Source organism: Cytophagaceae bacterium, from assembly GCA_016722655.1.
Classification (GTDB): Bacteria; Bacteroidota; Bacteroidia; order Cytophagales; family Spirosomataceae; genus Leadbetterella.
The window spans coordinates 2,125,629-2,140,458 of the sequence record JADKIR010000004.1 but is presented as its reverse complement, the minus strand read 5'-3'; the positions used below and the strand labels follow the sequence as shown (position 1 = coordinate 2,140,458).

Sequence of the window (14,830 nt, the reverse complement as noted above, 5' to 3'; positions counted from 1 at the left end):
TCAATATTTCCAAACTTTCGCCGATTGTATTTATCTTAGATTTTAGTATTTCCTTTCAATATCAAAAACTAATCCGGCAATATGGCTGAAAGAATATTACGAAAAAATATTTACTTCTTCACAGGGGCGGACACAGAGGCACTGGCGGAGACTCAGCGGGGACTAAAAAATAATGTTTATAATACCATGGCATTTTTAAATGCAAATGGTATAAAATACACAACTGAAGATTATTATGATGATGAAGGGAATTATTCAGGAACGAAGTTTATAATTGATTAAAATATGAAATTGTGGATAAAAGTAATTCTTGACTCATTTACTGTGCTCATTTTATGTCAAATAGCACTTGGCATTTATCAGTATAATTACATATCAAAAGGCGGCTATATTTCAGTAGAGACTAGTTACTTTTCAATGATATATTTTGTTAAAAATCTTATATATTACTTAACGATTTATTTTTTTACATATTAATTTTTTCATTTGCAATTAAAAAAAAGATTCTCGCTTGATTTATGTTTGTTTTTTATATTTTTTGTTTTAGGTCTAATTGCTTTTTACATAAACTCCTTGTCTATTTTAAATTCGAAATGGATTGTATTTACAGTATATCATTTTGTCTTAAACGCAATTACTTGGACACGATAATTAATTTACATTACCCATTTTGGGTCAATTTTGACACCTATTGATTCCAGGAATTTTTTAGGTGACTTGTATCCTAATCCACCATGAATTCTCTCGAAGTTATAAAATTTCTTCCACCTTGTCATTATTTGTTTGAAATCTTCTAAATTTTCAAACTCAAGTCTTTGACATACAGCACTTTCCATTATAGAGTGATACGCCTCAATATGTGCGTTTTGCTCGGGGCTAGCAGGCTTGGTAAATTCCTGATTTACACCCTTTTTTCTTAAATATTCCTGAACGATTGTTGCTTCAAATTGCGATCCATTATCATTTCTGACGATGAATTGTTTTGGCATAGGATAGGTCTGAAAAACCTGTTCAAAGAGATTTATTACGTCTTCGGATTTAATAGAATTTGCGATATATTGAGCCAGTTGCCACCTTGAATAAACATCTAAAATAGTCAATACTTGTGCATTTGAATGAGTTCCTTGTACATAAACATACTTAATATCAAATTCCAGGAAACTAAATTCACTTTGTACATTTGGCACGAGTTCTTTTACCCAATTTCTGCTTGTTCTTTTGGTCTTATTACGTTGAAACTTCAATAAATTATGCTCCTTCATAAGATTATAGGTTCTATATGCACCAATCTTTAAACCCTTTTCCTGGTTTAAATAGCGATAAGTTTTATAATAGCCATAATCAACAAACTCACCTTCTAAAAGTGTCTTAACTTCTTTTAAAACATAGTCTAAATCATGTCGGTTGTCGTCTATGTCATAAACAACTCGAGATGCTTTTTTCCCTGGCTTTTGTGCCGGTAGAAGTGTAATAATAGCTACTTCTCGACAGTCCAACATGTTTTAATACTATGTTTTTGGGTTTGCCTTGCTCCAGAAATTCATCAACAACCATGATCTTCATTTCTTTATTGACTGGCTTTTTTTTAAAAGGGAATCTTTAATCTGAATGGCTAATTCTTTCTCGGCCACAATCCTTTTCAGAGCTTCGTTTTCACGACGCAATAATTTAAGTTCTCGTTCAGAGTCGGTCATTGCTCCCGATTGCAAACCATTTTTGCCCAGTTGCTCAAGCTTCTCTTTCCAACTGTAAATACTCACTGTTGAAACCCCAAACTCCCTTGATGTTTTACTAACGCCATGCTGGATAGAATGAAGAACTATTTTCTCCTTCTCATCTGATGACCATGTTTTTTGATGTTTTGACATACACAAATCTAATTAATTGTTAACTTAGTTTTGTGTCCAAGTTTTTATCGACCTATTAGGATTTTCTAAAATTACAAAAAAGGAATAATGCCTGAAAAGAAATAATAGTGATTTAATTTAATCAGCTCTTCTAAGGCTGTGCCTTCGTGTTTGTGTAAAGTCCGCTCTGCGAAGCTTGTGCCTTCGTAGGTGTGTAAAGCGGGTTTTACCCGCAGTAAACAAAAAGTAAATTAAGCGGCCACAGAGTGTCTGGCGGAGACTCTGCGGGGACGAAGAATTTAAAAAAACGATAAGCCTGTAAAACATTAATATCTAAAGATTTTTTGTAAGTTTGTTTAAATAAATCGATGTCAATGATAAATCTGGAACATATCGTTTGGAAAGAAGGTGAACATTTTGTGGCTCAATGTTTAAATGTAGATGTATCAAGTTTTGGAAATACAAAAACGGAGGCATTGGCAAATCTTCAGGAAGCCTTAGAGCTTTATTTCGAAGACAATAGCTTGAATACCATTCCCGAAATTGAACAACCCGAAATTATTCACGCCACTTTTTCCCATGCCTAAATTATATTCTTCAGAATATATCGTAAAAGTTTTGCTTCGGTTAGGTTTTGTGCTTGTATCACAAAAAGGCAGTCATGCCAAGTTTAGAAAAGGTACCAATCCCGTTTTAACCGTAATAGTGCCAATGGCCAAAAAAGAGATTCCATTTGGTACTTTTCGTTCCATATTAAGGCAAGCAAACTTGACTTTAGAGGATTTTATCTGATTCTTTCGCCGATTGTATTTATCTTAGATTTCAAAATTTCCTTTCAATATCAAAAACTAATCCGGCAATATGGTTGTAAGAATATTCCTAAAATATATTTACTCCTTCACAGGAGTGTCCACAAAATCTATTCTGGAATACTCTGTGGGAACTCATTGAACTTCAAGATTCAGAAACAAGTTTTATGGTCCAAGTCACGGTTTTTAGCCTCTCTTTTATCTTTATCAATGTTTCAAATATTACCGTCTCTTTCGGAAGTTCACCATAAATCAGGTTTTTAAATTGACCATTATAAGTCGCTTTCAACTCAGGCCATATTCTATCTGTATTTCTGAATATCAATGCATCGGAAGGATGATTTTTAAGCCAGGCATTGTTGTTTTTAAAACTAACAATATCATCTTTTGCTACTTTTAGGAGCATTCTATCAAAATCTTCAGAGTCGAAAAATTGAGCAAATTCATCATGACTAAGTAATTGATTCAAATCATACAAATGCCTTATTTTATTTTTTAAATCTGCTGCAGGGTCATTTGAATAAGAAAAACGAACCAAGCTCATTATTTTCTCGCAAATCGTGCGAACTGGCTCCAATACCCTTACTTCAAATGGCATTAATCCGTTGGCTTCTGCAATGGTACTTTGCCCGGTGCTTAGCATCATATCACCAACAAATGAGTTTAACAATTTCTTGGTAAATGGCTCGTGATAACCTAATAAAGTAGCTTCCACAACCAGAAAATCCCGCACCTGACCAAGATTGCCTATAAACTCCCTGGTATAGCTGTGGGCTGTCTTACGGTTCATTCCCATTTTTTGTGTCAGACCAGATACATGTATTTCAGGAAGCACCTCAGATACCACTTTGCTTATTTTTTTGATTTTATTCGTTAGCTGAGTATTGGTTTCGCCTTCTCGCCTAAACATTACAAGATCTATATCTTCTGAAAATCTTTCTATCAAATTAAAGCATTTTGACAAGGCTGTTCCACCTTTAAACACCGTATCTGTGCCTATTTCGTTACTGAAAATAGTAAATAATGCGTAGCTTACCCAGTAGTCTTTTTCTACATAAACAGATGGAATTTTTAAAAGATCGGCTGTATATTGTATCGACTGCCGATATAGTGTTTTGTTTTCATGGAGCTTCATATTATATTCCATTTTTCTGCTGTGGGTAGTGCAACTTGAACACCACCGAGCTTATATTTTGTAATGGAGTTTAAAGATTTCATTAAGTCTTTGGCTAAATTCACTTCGGTGAGTTCATCAAACATAGCACCCAATAATGCCCTTGTAGCAGGTGGATATTTTAAGGCAAGTCGTACCAGCGTTTCCCTTTCTTTAGGCTTAAGAGCTTGCAAAATACCTAGAAATCTTCTGCAAGAAGCTTCAATTTTGGCATCGGGTATATTTTTGATATATCGAATAGCATCAAGTATCTGCAGTAAAGGAATATTTTCTTTGGTTATGGTATTTTTTTGTTTTACATACGAAATACTGTACCTCTCTCTTTTAAATGCTGACCTTATTTCATTTTTTCCGATTTGTATGGTATTACTCACCTGAGTAGTCAACCCCAGCTGATTGTAGATACTATATCCTGTAAGATACCCCAATATTTTGCCGTTTTCTTCTAATAAATCTTTTACGATTTGGGCCAGGCTGGGTTGAAGTTTACCAAAAGGGGTATTTTCGGGCTTATAATATTTCCCCTTTGACAGCTTTGCTATTTTACCCGAAGCTGCCATTCTGTTTAGTGCTTTGATGATGGCTTCTTTTTTATTCACCTCATCTATAAAATCTTCATAGGTGAACACATATCCTTTTGGAAGCCTGTCTATCTTAAATATAATATAATCAGATACTTTCATAAAAAAATTGTCATTCGCAAATATAGCACTTTGTCCAGTTTATTGTAAAAAAAACTGGACAATTTTTTGAATACTATTTTACAAAAAATGAAGGTTACCGGGAAATCCTGATAAGAAAAATATGATTTCATCCGTTCAGCGTCGCCACCAGGGACTCTGAACTCATGGAGAGTATGCTTACCCCTCCTGCAAGTTTGAAATCTGCAAAAAAACCAGTCAATATTTCCAAATCATCGCCGATTGTATTTATCTTAGATTTTAAAATTTCCAATCTATATCAAAAACTAATCCGGCAATATGGCTGTAAGAATACACCAAAAAAATATTTACTTCTGCACAGTTGCAACCACAGAGTCCCTGGCAGAGAATATGAGGGGATGAAAGTATGAAAAATTGGTTTTAAAAGCTATTTCCCAGAACTAACAGCTTTATTATATTTGTATAGACAGTTTTAAGTTTATTGATAATTTAAGCCTGGAATACTTTCGTTTGACTAAAAATATTTGTAGAAATTAAACATTATAAAAAATATGAAAACATTAAAATGCGATTTGTGCGATACTACTGCTGCTGGCGAAACATTTGAACAATGGATGCAAAATCTTATGCCTCATTACATGTCGGCTCATCCTGAAGTAATGACCGACCCATCTAAAACCAAAGAAGATCAACAAAAATGGATGGCAGATAATAAAGCACGATTTGAAGAAGCTGCAAACAGCTAATGTTTCGTAAGTTCAGAGTCTCCGCCAGGGACTCTGAACACATGGAGTATGCATCCTCCTCCTGCATGCTTTTAAAACCACAAAAAAAACAGTCAATATTTCCAAACTTTCGCCGATTGTAATTATCTTAGATTTTAATATTTCCTTTCAATACAAAAACTAATCCGGCAATATGGCTATCAAAAAATTCCAAAAATTTATTTTCTCGTGCACTTTGGCAGCCACAGGGTCCCTGGTGGAGAGGCTACAGGTACGAAAAGATTATATTAAAAGCATCTAAAAACGCTCAGAGTAAATTTAAAGTTAAAAGTTTTAAAACTGAAATAACGATAAATGAATTCATTACTTAGATAAACAAAAAATTGTAAAATGGAAACACTTATATATGACCTTTCAATAGAATCTAAAAATGCTAAATTACTTGTGGATATTTTAGGTGTTGGAAACGTTTTGAATAATATCAATTTTGAATATAAAATAATTTTAAATGATGACAATAATTTTTCTTTTTCGGATAAAAGTGTTTTAGATCATTATTTGGATTTATTGGAAATTAATTGGACAAAGATTTCTTCCTTGTGTGATAAAATTATTATTTGGGTTAATTATGATTTTGAGGAACAATGTAATATTGAACTAACCGCGAATGAAATGTGTAGAATGGGGGCTTTAAATATTACCTATTGTTTTTCAGCTTTTTAAAACTTCATGGTATTTTCCCGCTCTACCTTTCCTTTAGCAGATTTCCGTCCGTTCTAAAAAAACCTAAACCACAAAAAAACCAGTCAATATTTCCAAATCATCGCCGATTGTATTTATCTTAGATTTTAATATTTCCTTTCAATACCAAAAACTAATCCGGCAATATGGCAGTAAGAATATTACGAAAAAATATTTCCTCTTGCACAGAAAGAGCCACAGGATCCCTGGCGGAGACTCTTCGGGGACGAAAGGCTACGTTAATTTTTCAACTGACAAAAACGGAAATGGCTACATTTCAAGCATTAAAATGATGTGGCTTTGCCCATAATGCGTATTTATTTTAGAGGAAATATAATTTCAACAATGGAACAACAATGAAAAATAAAGCATCGATATATTTTTTAATATTTCTTCTTTTTGGATGTGATTCAAAAAAAGATAGTAATAGTAGTTTTGTAAATCAAAATTTGGATAGTCTTATAGTTTCCTCTTTTAATAAAGGGGATGATGAATCTTATGTAGAGTGTTCAATTTTGCTTGATTATTATAATGATAAAGAAAAGCTCTTTTTCTATTCAATGGTTTATGGAAATAAATTTAATAATCCTTATGCATATTTTAATTCATATCTTGGATTGAATAAAGATTCATTACAGGAAATTAAAAGTTCAATTATTAGTGATGATCCAGTTACAAAATCATTTTCATTGTATTTTTTGTTAAGGGCTCATGAAACTTTAACAAAAAGCGATTCTGTAGAAATTAAAGAATCCATCAAAAATGAGATAATCAAAAACTTCAATAGCACCGAAGGATTACCAAATTCAGAAGATTTTTTACTAATGGAATTAAAAAAATGGAAAAAATAATATAGTTAATTAATAGCACGTTTCAGCCGTTCTGCGAAGCTTGTACCTTCGTAGTTGCGTAAAGTGGCTGCCAGCTCTTCCGTCCGTTCAAACTCTCCGCCAGGGACTCTGAACTCATGGAGAGTATGCTTCCCCCACCTGCAAGCCTGTAAAACCACAAAAAACCAGTCAATATTTCCCAAATTCGCCGATTGTATTTATCTTAGATTTTAATATTTCCTTACAATATCAAAAACTAATCCGGCAATATGGCTGTAAGAATATTCCGAAAATTTATTAAATCTTGCACAGGGGCGGCCACAGAGTGTCTGGTGGAGAGGCAGCGGGGAGGAATATGGTGGCAAAACTGTAACTGTAAATCCAATTTCTGAAACGAAAAAGTTTTACTTAAATATAATGAATGATTTTTACAATAGAGTTATTAAAAAATGAAAAAATATATTTTATTATTATTATTTATTGGTCTTAACATATCTGTTGAGGCTCAGAAAAATGAGTTTGACAAAGCGTGTAGAATAATTTTTGAAATGCATGGAAGGTCATTTGGTATTCGAAAAATTAAAGAAATTCTTGTTAGTGATATAGTTAAAAAAGGTGATTTTGATGCAGGATTGCGTTTGCAATGTTCATTGTTAAAAATGGGTACTTCATATTTTAAATACTTTGAAAATACCGATTTACTTGAAGATTTTAAAAAAAATACTTTTAAAGATCCTATCCCTTTTAATCCAACTACAAGTATTTTTTATTCTGAAAAAAGATTGAAAAAAGTAAAAAAAAACTTGCACCTTTTTAAAGGCGGGTTAGTTAGTACCATATTTGAAGAAGAAAAAATAATAAAAGTCAAACCTAGTATGTTAATTGAATTTGTAAAATTTGATGGTAATTTACTAAGAGTTGATGTTCAATTCAATTATGTAAAAAAAACTGGTAGGAATGAATTTTTAACTAGCAAATACCCTTATAGTTATCAAGTTTTGTTTGTCAATGGAATGGTCGATTGTATAAATTGGGAGAAAGTATACTTTTAATAAAATTTATTACCCCCTTTTCGTCCGTTCAGAGTCTCCCCCAGGGACTCTGAACACATGGAGAAAGATTCCGCCACCTGCAAGCTTGTAAATCTGCAAAAAAACCAGTCAATATTTCCAAACTTTCGCCGATTGTATTTAACTTAGATTTTAAAATTTCCTTTCAATATCAAAAAACTAATCCGGCAATATGGCTGTAAGAATATTCCGAAAATATATTTTCTCCTGCACAGAAGCAACCACAGAGTCCCTGGCGGAGACTCTGCGGGGACGAAATAGATTGCGGTTCGAGGATTCTTAGTTCCTAAAGTAAACTTCTAAAATAAATTAATATTTTTTTAAATGAGCAAAATAAAGAAAATAAAAACAATAATTAATGGGCTTGATGATGGAAAAAAAATGGAAAAAACATCTGATAAATCAAAAAATGGTTATTTGGAATTTAAAAGAAGAGGCCAGTCAAAATCTAATAGATTAAAAGAAATTGAAGAAAAAAACAAAATAGCAGAAAAAAAGAAAATTGAAGAAATAAGAATAAATAATATAATTGAAAAGGCAGTGAAAAACATTTCAATTAAAATGGAATTCGAACATAAGCGAAAAATAGATAAAATAATAAGTAGCCATAATCAAGAAATTAAACGAATAAATGAAAGTCTAAATGGACAAGTTTTAAATGAAATATATAATGAAAATAAAATATTAAAATCTGAAACTGAAGAAAACAATCGATTGATTGAAAAGCTAATAACTTCAAACAAACTACTAAATATTGATAAAACTAAGTCTGAAAACGAAAAACAACAATTAGAAGAAAAAATAAAATCTTTAGAATTAAAACTCCAAAATTGTCAAAAGGTTCTAAAAAATACTCCGAATTTTAAGAACAAAATTATTGAATCAGAAAATGATTTAGAAGGAAAAACGTTAAAGAGTAATGATTTTGATGGTTCGAAAGGTTGGCATGAATTAGCTAGAGAAAATGGAAAATTTGGTTCTTTGCCCTCCTTCGACAATTACAGCGATGAATATCTTGACGACTCGAAGAATGGCTTTGAATAGCCTTTTTTTTAGATTAAAGGCAAGGCACATAAGTTTCACTTTGGAAATATGAGAATGCTCCTCCCACTCCTTCAAGCTTGAAAACCACAAAACCACAAAAAAACCAGTCAATATTTCCAAATCATCACTGATTATATTTATCTTATATTTTAATATTTCCTTTCAAAATCAAAAACTAATCCGGCAATATGGTTGTAAGAATACACCAAAAAAATATTAACTCTTGCACTGAAGCGGCCACAGAGTCCCTGGAGGAGAATATGAGGGTATGAAAGTAAGAAAATTTGGTTTTAAAAGCTATTTTCCAGATTTACACTAACAGCTTTATTATATTTGTATAGACAGTTTTAAGTTTATTGATAATTTAAGCCTGGAATACTTTCGTTTGACCAAAAATATTTGTAGAAATTAAACATTATAAAAAATATGAAAACATTAAAATGCGATTTGTGCGATACTACTGCTGCTGGCGAAACATTTGAACAATGGATGCAAAATCTTATGCCTCATTACATGTCGGCTCATCCTGAAGTAATGACCGACCCATCTAAAACCAAAGAAGATCAACAAAAATGGATGGCAGATAATAAAGCACGATTTGAGGAAGCTGCAAACAGCTAAAGTTTCGTAAGTTCAGAGTCTCCCCCAGGGACTTTGAACACATGAAGTACGCTTCCTCCCACTCTTTCTAGCTTGTAAAACCACAAAAAAAACCATCCAATATTTCTCAAATTCGCCGATTGTATTTATCTTAGATTTTAATATTTCCTTTCAATATCAAAAACTAATCCGGCAATATGGCTGTAAGAATTTTCAGAAAATATATTTACTCTTGCACAGGGGCGGTCACAGAGGCACTGGCGGAGACTCTGCGGGGACGAAAAAAGGTCACATCAGCAATAATAATTACTGCAATGAATAGGGTACTTTTTTTGCTATTTTTCTTTTTATCAATTAATTCTTTTTCACAAAAAAAAGTTGAAAATGTTATCCAGAAAAATTCACTGTTAAATAAACATGATAAAGAATTCCTAATTAAAGATAGCTTAGATTCAAAATATATTGAAATTTTGGAAAAAGTAAATTCGCAAATAAGCCTTGCTTCTAATCCTTTCAGTTATTTTATTACTGTAATTGGTTTGTTATTTGCAATTTTAACTATTATAGCCACTGGAATCATTTATTTTCAATCCCAAGATTTTAAAAAACAGCGAAAAAAGGTTTTTGATGAAGTCAATCAAAAATTTGAAAATGAAATTAAATTAATGAACAAGTCATTTAATGAAAAACAAAGGGATTTTGAAGATTTAAATTCTAATTTTCTTAACACTTTTAAAGTAAATTTTGAAAAAGTACTATCCCCCTCTCAACAAAATGACTTAACTAAATTATTTAATTCTTACGAGGAAGTAATAAAGAATATCAATGGTTTTAATAAAAATTCTGTGAAGGTAAGAGTTTCGAAAGAAGAGATTGTATCCATTCCAGGAGGAAGAAGAGTAGAGAAGCGGTTATGTAGATGTTGTAAAAAAAATTATTATATGGAATATTTGGATGTTGAAAAAGGACAATTTGATATAATTAAATCTGTTTGTCCAAATTGTTTTAATTATGAGGAAGTTGAAAAACAATACGGACATAGATTATAAATTTCAAATAAATTATCTACAACATTAAAAAACATCTTCTATTTTCGCATTCTTAGATAGAATATAAAATTATCTAAAAAGAAATATGATTGATAAAAAACAAGTAAAAGATTTTCAAAACGAATTAAATTGTACTGCATACGAAGCATATAAATTGCTTTTGGAAATAGAAAGAAATGATATTTTAAGAGTAGGTTTGGGTGTGAATTCTCAGAACAGTAATTCTTTTATTGAAGCTATTGCCTTAGCTTTAGGTTCTTCGCAATATGGGTTTGAAACCTCTTTAAATGAAAACATAAGTATTATTGCTGATAATGTTGAAAGCTTAGGAAGTCTTATTGAAAAACTAAATGAGAAGTATAAATTTTAATTCAAAGGTATTTGGTGAAAAATTCTGAAAATTGTATAGAAAAGTAAAATGTTTAAAAACATCACAAATATTGCGGGAATAATTGCAAACTACTGGGATGCGTTAGCAGCTCTCAACTGGATATTGATGATGCTTTTAGTCAAATTTAAAAAAAAAGCCTACAATTTAGAATGTTTCTAAATTTATTTTTAATCTTGAATTAATATAATTTATTAATGAAATAACCCCATTTTTAATATTAAATAATTTATTTTCTTATTATCCTTTTTTAAAAACTTCGTCCTTTTCCCCTGCTATCACACGATTATATCGTGTGGCAATGAGAAAGCCAAATTTGAACTTTTTTAAAAACAATATTTGATCAAAACAATAAAAGATCCCAGCTCTATGAAGCTTGTAACTCGGTAGATGTTCACAAAGCATCCCTAAAAATCTTAGGAATACAAACACAAAACCCCACTCTTCGCAATCATTTAAGTTTAAAACCAAAATAAAAATTCTCTACCAAAAAAATATATAACCATTCCCACAAACCTTTTCATAATTCCTAAAACTGCAAGAGCTGGTGTCTTTTCTACTGAGAATACATAATAAATCCTGTACTTTTGTGGTATTTCTCCGGGAATCGTAAACCATGAACATCAATAATCAACTTATAGACAAAGGCTTGGCCACCAATATCCAATCCACCCGAAAAAGGGTGCGGTGGGCGGTGTCGGCTTTTTATTTCTTTCAGGGGCTGTGTTTTGCTTCCTGGGCCAGCCGCATTCCCGACATAAAATCGGCCCTGCAACTCTCCGACGGTGCCATGGGCTCTGTCCTGTTTGCATTGCCTGCGGGTCAGTTGCTCACCATGCCGTTTTCGGGGTATCTGGCCGGCAAATACGGCAGCAAAAAGATCATGCACTTTGCCCCACCCATGTATTCCATCGCCATGGTCATGCTCTCGCTGGCCTCCAGCCCTATTTTGCTGGCTCTGTGCCTGTTTTTCTTTGGCGTGACGGGCAACATCAGCAATATTTCGATCAACACCCAGGCGGTGGTGGCCGAAAAAATGTACCGCAAGCCTATCATGGCCTCATTTCATGGTTCATGGAGTCTGGCGGGCTTTGTGGGGGCACTTATCGGGCTGTTGATGGGCATCTTAAAGCTCCCTCCTACCCATCATTTTCTGATTATCATGTCGCTTTCAATACTCTCCACTTTCATCAATTCCCGCTTTTTGCTCGATGAGATAGCCGTACCGCAGGAAAACAGGAAGTTTTTCCCTAAACCCGACGGCTTTTTGCTGTCATTGGGGGTGATTGGTTTCTTTGCCATGTCGTGCGAAGGGGCCATGTTTGACTGGAGCGGGGTGTATTTCAAGGATATTGTGGGTGCCACCGGCGGCTGGGTGAGCCTGGGCTATGCCTGCTTTATGGTGATGATGACCGGCGGGCGGTTTATCGGCAACAAGCTCACGGCTACTTTTGGCAAGAAAAAAATCATGCAGATCAACGGCGTTTTAATCGCCAGCGGCTTGATGATAGCCGTAATATTCCCCTACATTCCTACGGCGGCATTTGGATTCCTGATGGTAGGTCTGGGCGTTTCGACCAATATACCAAATGTATTCAGTCTGGCCGGAAACCACAAAACCATGTCAACCAGCACGGCTTTGGCCTCTATTTCGAGTATCAGTTATCTGGGATTTTTGTTGGGCCCACCTATTATTGGTTACATTTCGGAAGTTTTCAATCTCAGGATTTCCTATATTTTGATTGCGGTTTTCGGGTTGATGATTAGTTTTATGGTGACGCGATTGAAGGTGATCAGATAAAGGTTATTCTTCAAGGAAAAAACTTATTCATGAGCATATAGTCAATATTTCCTGATTGACTATGGCAACCCGTGCAGGAGCGACCTTTATTTGAGGCGGCATCAGCCACTGTTTGGTTGGCATTGATATATCCCCACACCCAGCCTTTGGCATCGGCATCAGGCGAAGAGGCATTTTTATAAAGTATTGCATAACGCTCTATGGCTGAAGCATTTTTGGAAAGTTCTTTGACTATCAGTGAGCCTTCTTTAAAGGTTTTTCCTTCAATTATTTTACCCTGATTATCCAGATTTTCAGCAGCAATTGCATTGTAACGAGTTCTTAAAAGCGGGTAGGAATGGGCAGAACCGCTACTCTTTTCAAGTTGCTGGTCTGAGTTTTTGTACCATTTAAAGCCATTGGTTGTTTTAGCCAAATCGTAGAGCATCTGATCTGTGCTGTTTTCAGCAATCGGGTCTGATTTCTTGCAACCATTCAACATTACAGCCAGGGCATAAACTGTTACAGAAAAAGTAAATTTTCCTTTTTTTATCATTTTATTAGAAATTTTAAAACAATCCAATCACTTAAAATCAAATACGAAGTGGATTACCGAAAGGTTGAAAAATAATCAAAACTAAAAATCAAATCCAGGGTTAGTCTCTTTGAACAATGATAATACCAGACCTTAACTTTCGGAAAATTCAAATTATAATTGAAAGAACTACTCTATTTTAGGAATATATTTTTTATACAATAACCTTATATTCAATTGTTTAATTTCATTTTTTTTAAAAGATAAAATAAAACAAATTAACATTTAGAATATAATAAAAAATATAAACCCCGACACAAAAATGCACCGGGGCTTTACTTTTTGGTATTACTCTTTTTTATTTAATTCTGTAATATAACTGCGTATTCAATCTAAATTTTCCTCCGGTTTTGAGATAATCTACCTCTTTGAAATTGTAAATGTAGGTTGGAGTAATCTGCAATGAGAACCGGTTTTTCTGATACTGAATACCTGTACCAAAAACCAGATTATGAAAACCACTTTTCTCCCGTTGGTTTTGAAAAACAGTATAGGTTTCTTCTTCGTCTTTGTAGGTTTCAACCTTTACAGACTGAAAAGTTTTTATGTCAAAATGACTTCCGTAGTACATCTTGAGTTTCAGGTTTTTGTGCAGTGGAAAATACAGATTCACGCCCACCGGAAGCTCAAAAAACGTAGTTTTGATCTTGATGTCGGAAATCTGATCATAAGTAGCAGGAAGGCCGCTGGCAAATAGCTCCTCGAAAACTTTACCGGTGGAAAGATTAAAATCCCGTGGGTTTTCGTACTCTACCTCTTTATATCGGGTTACGAGTCCGCCTACACCCACACTGAGGTTTTTAAACAGAAAGGTTTCAATCATGGCCCCAATACTCAAGCCACCCAAGAGGTCAGCCTCCTGTGCAATTCCAAATCGGGTATAAGGCCAATGAAACTGTTTTTTCTGATTAATGATACTGTCTGGTTTTGCTTTGGGTGGAGCATCAGGTAGTATCAGTTCCTTCAATTCTTCTTCTTTTGCAGGTTCTTTTGTTTTGTTTTCAGCCAAATTTTTATCTGAAATTCCTACTATTTCGGAGGCTAACTGAGGTTTTGGTTTCTCAGTTTCATTTTCCTGCGTTTTCCCAATAGTATTTGAATTTATTTGATTTTCAATACTTTGAAGTTTCTCATTTACAGCCAGATACAATTTTTTCCAATTGGCTGATTCATCACGATTTTGTTTTTTTTCTGAATTAAGATAAGTTATTTTTTCTATAAAAACAGTATCTTTTTTATAAATAAAAATAGAATCCGGAATTGTAGCTGAGGCAACTGATACTTGATTTTCAGCCACTTGTGCGGTATTTTTCGTGAAATAATTCTTTGAAAGCAAAAATATTATTGCTCCCGTAGAAAGCAGGGCATAAAGTGGTAAAGCATATTGGTGCCACCACGTCCAAAACACCGGCTTCGGAGTATTATTTTTGAGTTTATCCCAGACATCGTCCCGGACCGGGGGCGTATAGTCTTCGAATTTCTCCTTAATTTTTTTATTAAATAAATCTTCACTCAT

General features: G+C 33.6%; 18 protein-coding genes. 12 read left to right on the top strand and 6 right to left on the bottom strand.

What is annotated here, in order from left to right; all coding sequences use genetic code 11:
- Positions 1 to 81 precede the first annotated feature (81 nt).
- Positions 82 to 282 carry a hypothetical protein gene (locus IPP61_09830; GenBank protein MBL0325464.1) on the top strand — a complete coding sequence of 67 codons (201 nt, stop codon included), beginning with the start codon at positions 82 to 84 and terminating at the stop codon, positions 280 to 282.
- Positions 283 to 656: 374 nt separating this feature from the next.
- Here IPP61_09830 and IPP61_09825 read toward each other — a convergent pair whose 3' ends face one another.
- Together IPP61_09825 and IPP61_09820 are read right to left on the bottom strand one after the other, a co-directional pair.
- The gene (locus tag IPP61_09825; protein MBL0325463.1) at positions 657 to 1,415 is read right to left on the bottom strand and encodes a DDE-type integrase/transposase/recombinase; all 759 of its coding nucleotides are present in this window, start codon (positions 1,413 to 1,415) and stop codon (positions 657 to 659) included.
- A 144-nt stretch (positions 1,416 to 1,559) separates the two neighbouring features.
- Positions 1,560 to 1,868: a helix-turn-helix domain-containing protein gene (locus IPP61_09820; GenBank protein ID MBL0325462.1), complete on the bottom strand. Its 309-nt coding sequence runs from the start codon at positions 1,866 to 1,868 to the stop codon at positions 1,560 to 1,562.
- A 353-nt stretch (positions 1,869 to 2,221) separates the two neighbouring features.
- Between IPP61_09820 and IPP61_09815 the strand changes: the two genes are divergently transcribed.
- Together IPP61_09815 and IPP61_09810 are read left to right on the top strand one after the other, a co-directional pair.
- Positions 2,222 to 2,434 carry a type II toxin-antitoxin system HicB family antitoxin gene (locus IPP61_09815; protein ID MBL0325461.1) on the top strand — a complete coding sequence of 71 codons (213 nt, stop codon included), beginning with the start codon at positions 2,222 to 2,224 and terminating at the stop codon, positions 2,432 to 2,434.
- On the top strand, positions 2,427 to 2,639 hold the full coding sequence (locus IPP61_09810; GenBank protein ID MBL0325460.1) for a type II toxin-antitoxin system HicA family toxin: 213 nt from the start codon (positions 2,427 to 2,429) through the stop codon (positions 2,637 to 2,639). Before IPP61_09815 ends, IPP61_09810 begins: the two co-directional genes overlap by 8 nt.
- A gap of 162 nt (positions 2,640 to 2,801) precedes the next feature.
- Here IPP61_09810 and IPP61_09805 read toward each other — a convergent pair whose 3' ends face one another.
- Both IPP61_09805 and IPP61_09800 read right to left on the bottom strand, forming a co-directional pair.
- On the bottom strand, positions 2,802 to 3,791 hold the full coding sequence (locus tag IPP61_09805) for a nucleotidyl transferase AbiEii/AbiGii toxin family protein (protein MBL0325459.1): 990 nt from the start codon (positions 3,789 to 3,791) through the stop codon (positions 2,802 to 2,804).
- Positions 3,788 to 4,513 carry a hypothetical protein gene (locus tag IPP61_09800; protein ID MBL0325458.1) on the bottom strand — a complete coding sequence of 242 codons (726 nt, stop codon included), beginning with the start codon at positions 4,511 to 4,513 and terminating at the stop codon, positions 3,788 to 3,790. The genes IPP61_09805 and IPP61_09800 overlap by 4 nt, the downstream gene beginning before the upstream one ends.
- Before the next feature lie 551 nt (positions 4,514 to 5,064).
- Here IPP61_09800 and IPP61_09795 point away from each other — a divergent pair.
- The 9 genes from IPP61_09795 to IPP61_09755 all read left to right on the top strand — a co-directional run bounded on the left by IPP61_09795 (position 5,065) and on the right by IPP61_09755 (position 12,740).
- On the top strand, positions 5,065 to 5,238 hold the full coding sequence (locus IPP61_09795; protein ID MBL0325457.1) for a hypothetical protein: 174 nt from the start codon (positions 5,065 to 5,067) through the stop codon (positions 5,236 to 5,238).
- A 369-nt stretch (positions 5,239 to 5,607) separates the two neighbouring features.
- The gene (locus IPP61_09790; protein ID MBL0325456.1) at positions 5,608 to 5,940 is read left to right on the top strand and encodes a hypothetical protein; all 333 of its coding nucleotides are present in this window, start codon (positions 5,608 to 5,610) and stop codon (positions 5,938 to 5,940) included.
- Between the two features lie 374 nt (positions 5,941 to 6,314).
- Positions 6,315 to 6,809: a hypothetical protein gene (locus IPP61_09785; protein MBL0325455.1), complete on the top strand. Its 495-nt coding sequence runs from the start codon at positions 6,315 to 6,317 to the stop codon at positions 6,807 to 6,809.
- 428 nt (positions 6,810 to 7,237) lie between these two features.
- On the top strand, positions 7,238 to 7,840 hold the full coding sequence (locus tag IPP61_09780; protein MBL0325454.1) for a hypothetical protein: 603 nt from the start codon (positions 7,238 to 7,240) through the stop codon (positions 7,838 to 7,840).
- A 342-nt stretch (positions 7,841 to 8,182) separates the two neighbouring features.
- Positions 8,183 to 8,902 carry a hypothetical protein gene (locus IPP61_09775; GenBank protein ID MBL0325453.1) on the top strand — a complete coding sequence of 240 codons (720 nt, stop codon included), beginning with the start codon at positions 8,183 to 8,185 and terminating at the stop codon, positions 8,900 to 8,902.
- A 426-nt stretch (positions 8,903 to 9,328) separates the two neighbouring features.
- Positions 9,329 to 9,523, top strand: a complete 195-nt coding sequence (locus IPP61_09770) for a hypothetical protein (GenBank protein MBL0325452.1) — start codon at positions 9,329 to 9,331, stop codon at positions 9,521 to 9,523.
- 176 nt (positions 9,524 to 9,699) lie between these two features.
- A complete protein-coding gene (locus IPP61_09765) occupies positions 9,700 to 10,551 on the top strand; it encodes a hypothetical protein (protein ID MBL0325451.1) in 852 nt (283 codons plus the stop codon).
- An 85-nt stretch (positions 10,552 to 10,636) separates the two neighbouring features.
- Positions 10,637 to 10,921, top strand: a complete 285-nt coding sequence (locus IPP61_09760; protein MBL0325450.1) for a hypothetical protein — start codon at positions 10,637 to 10,639, stop codon at positions 10,919 to 10,921.
- Positions 10,922 to 11,555: 634 nt separating this feature from the next.
- Positions 11,556 to 12,740, top strand: a complete 1,185-nt coding sequence (locus tag IPP61_09755) for an MFS transporter (GenBank protein MBL0325449.1) — start codon at positions 11,556 to 11,558, stop codon at positions 12,738 to 12,740.
- A 10-nt stretch (positions 12,741 to 12,750) separates the two neighbouring features.
- On the opposite strand, the gene IPP61_09750 is transcribed toward IPP61_09755, so the two are convergent.
- Positions 12,751 to 13,275 (bottom strand): hypothetical protein, encoded by a 525-nt coding sequence (locus tag IPP61_09750; protein ID MBL0325448.1) that lies wholly within the window; start codon positions 13,273 to 13,275, stop codon positions 12,751 to 12,753.
- Between the two features lie 337 nt (positions 13,276 to 13,612).
- A complete protein-coding gene (locus IPP61_09745; GenBank protein MBL0325447.1) occupies positions 13,613 to 14,830 on the bottom strand; it encodes a hypothetical protein in 1,218 nt (405 codons plus the stop codon).

Coding starts and splice junctions, on each gene's coding strand:
- IPP61_09810 (MBL0325460.1), top strand. CDS start 2,427: ATGCCTAAATTATATTCTTCAGAATATATCGTAAAAGTTTTGCTTCGG.
- IPP61_09785 (MBL0325455.1), top strand. CDS start 6,315: ATGAAAAATAAAGCATCGATATATTTTTTAATATTTCTTCTTTTTGGA.
- IPP61_09750 (MBL0325448.1), bottom strand. CDS start 13,275: ATGATAAAAAAAGGAAAATTTACTTTTTCTGTAACAGTTTATGCCCTG.
- IPP61_09780 (MBL0325454.1), top strand. CDS start 7,238: ATGAAAAAATATATTTTATTATTATTATTTATTGGTCTTAACATATCT.
- IPP61_09745 (MBL0325447.1), bottom strand. CDS start 14,830: ATGAGTGAAGATTTATTTAATAAAAAAATTAAGGAGAAATTCGAAGAC.
- IPP61_09830 (MBL0325464.1), top strand. CDS start 82: ATGGCTGAAAGAATATTACGAAAAAATATTTACTTCTTCACAGGGGCG.
- IPP61_09765 (MBL0325451.1), top strand. CDS start 9,700: ATGGCTGTAAGAATTTTCAGAAAATATATTTACTCTTGCACAGGGGCG.
- IPP61_09790 (MBL0325456.1), top strand. CDS start 5,608: ATGGAAACACTTATATATGACCTTTCAATAGAATCTAAAAATGCTAAA.
- IPP61_09815 (MBL0325461.1), top strand. CDS start 2,222: ATGATAAATCTGGAACATATCGTTTGGAAAGAAGGTGAACATTTTGTG.
- IPP61_09800 (MBL0325458.1), bottom strand. CDS start 4,513: ATGAAAGTATCTGATTATATTATATTTAAGATAGACAGGCTTCCAAAA.
- IPP61_09820 (MBL0325462.1), bottom strand. CDS start 1,868: ATGTCAAAACATCAAAAAACATGGTCATCAGATGAGAAGGAGAAAATA.
- IPP61_09760 (MBL0325450.1), top strand. CDS start 10,637: ATGATTGATAAAAAACAAGTAAAAGATTTTCAAAACGAATTAAATTGT.
- IPP61_09775 (MBL0325453.1), top strand. CDS start 8,183: ATGAGCAAAATAAAGAAAATAAAAACAATAATTAATGGGCTTGATGAT.
- IPP61_09805 (MBL0325459.1), bottom strand. CDS start 3,791: ATGAAGCTCCATGAAAACAAAACACTATATCGGCAGTCGATACAATAT.
- IPP61_09770 (MBL0325452.1), top strand. CDS start 9,329: ATGAAAACATTAAAATGCGATTTGTGCGATACTACTGCTGCTGGCGAA.
- IPP61_09755 (MBL0325449.1), top strand. CDS start 11,556: ATGAACATCAATAATCAACTTATAGACAAAGGCTTGGCCACCAATATC.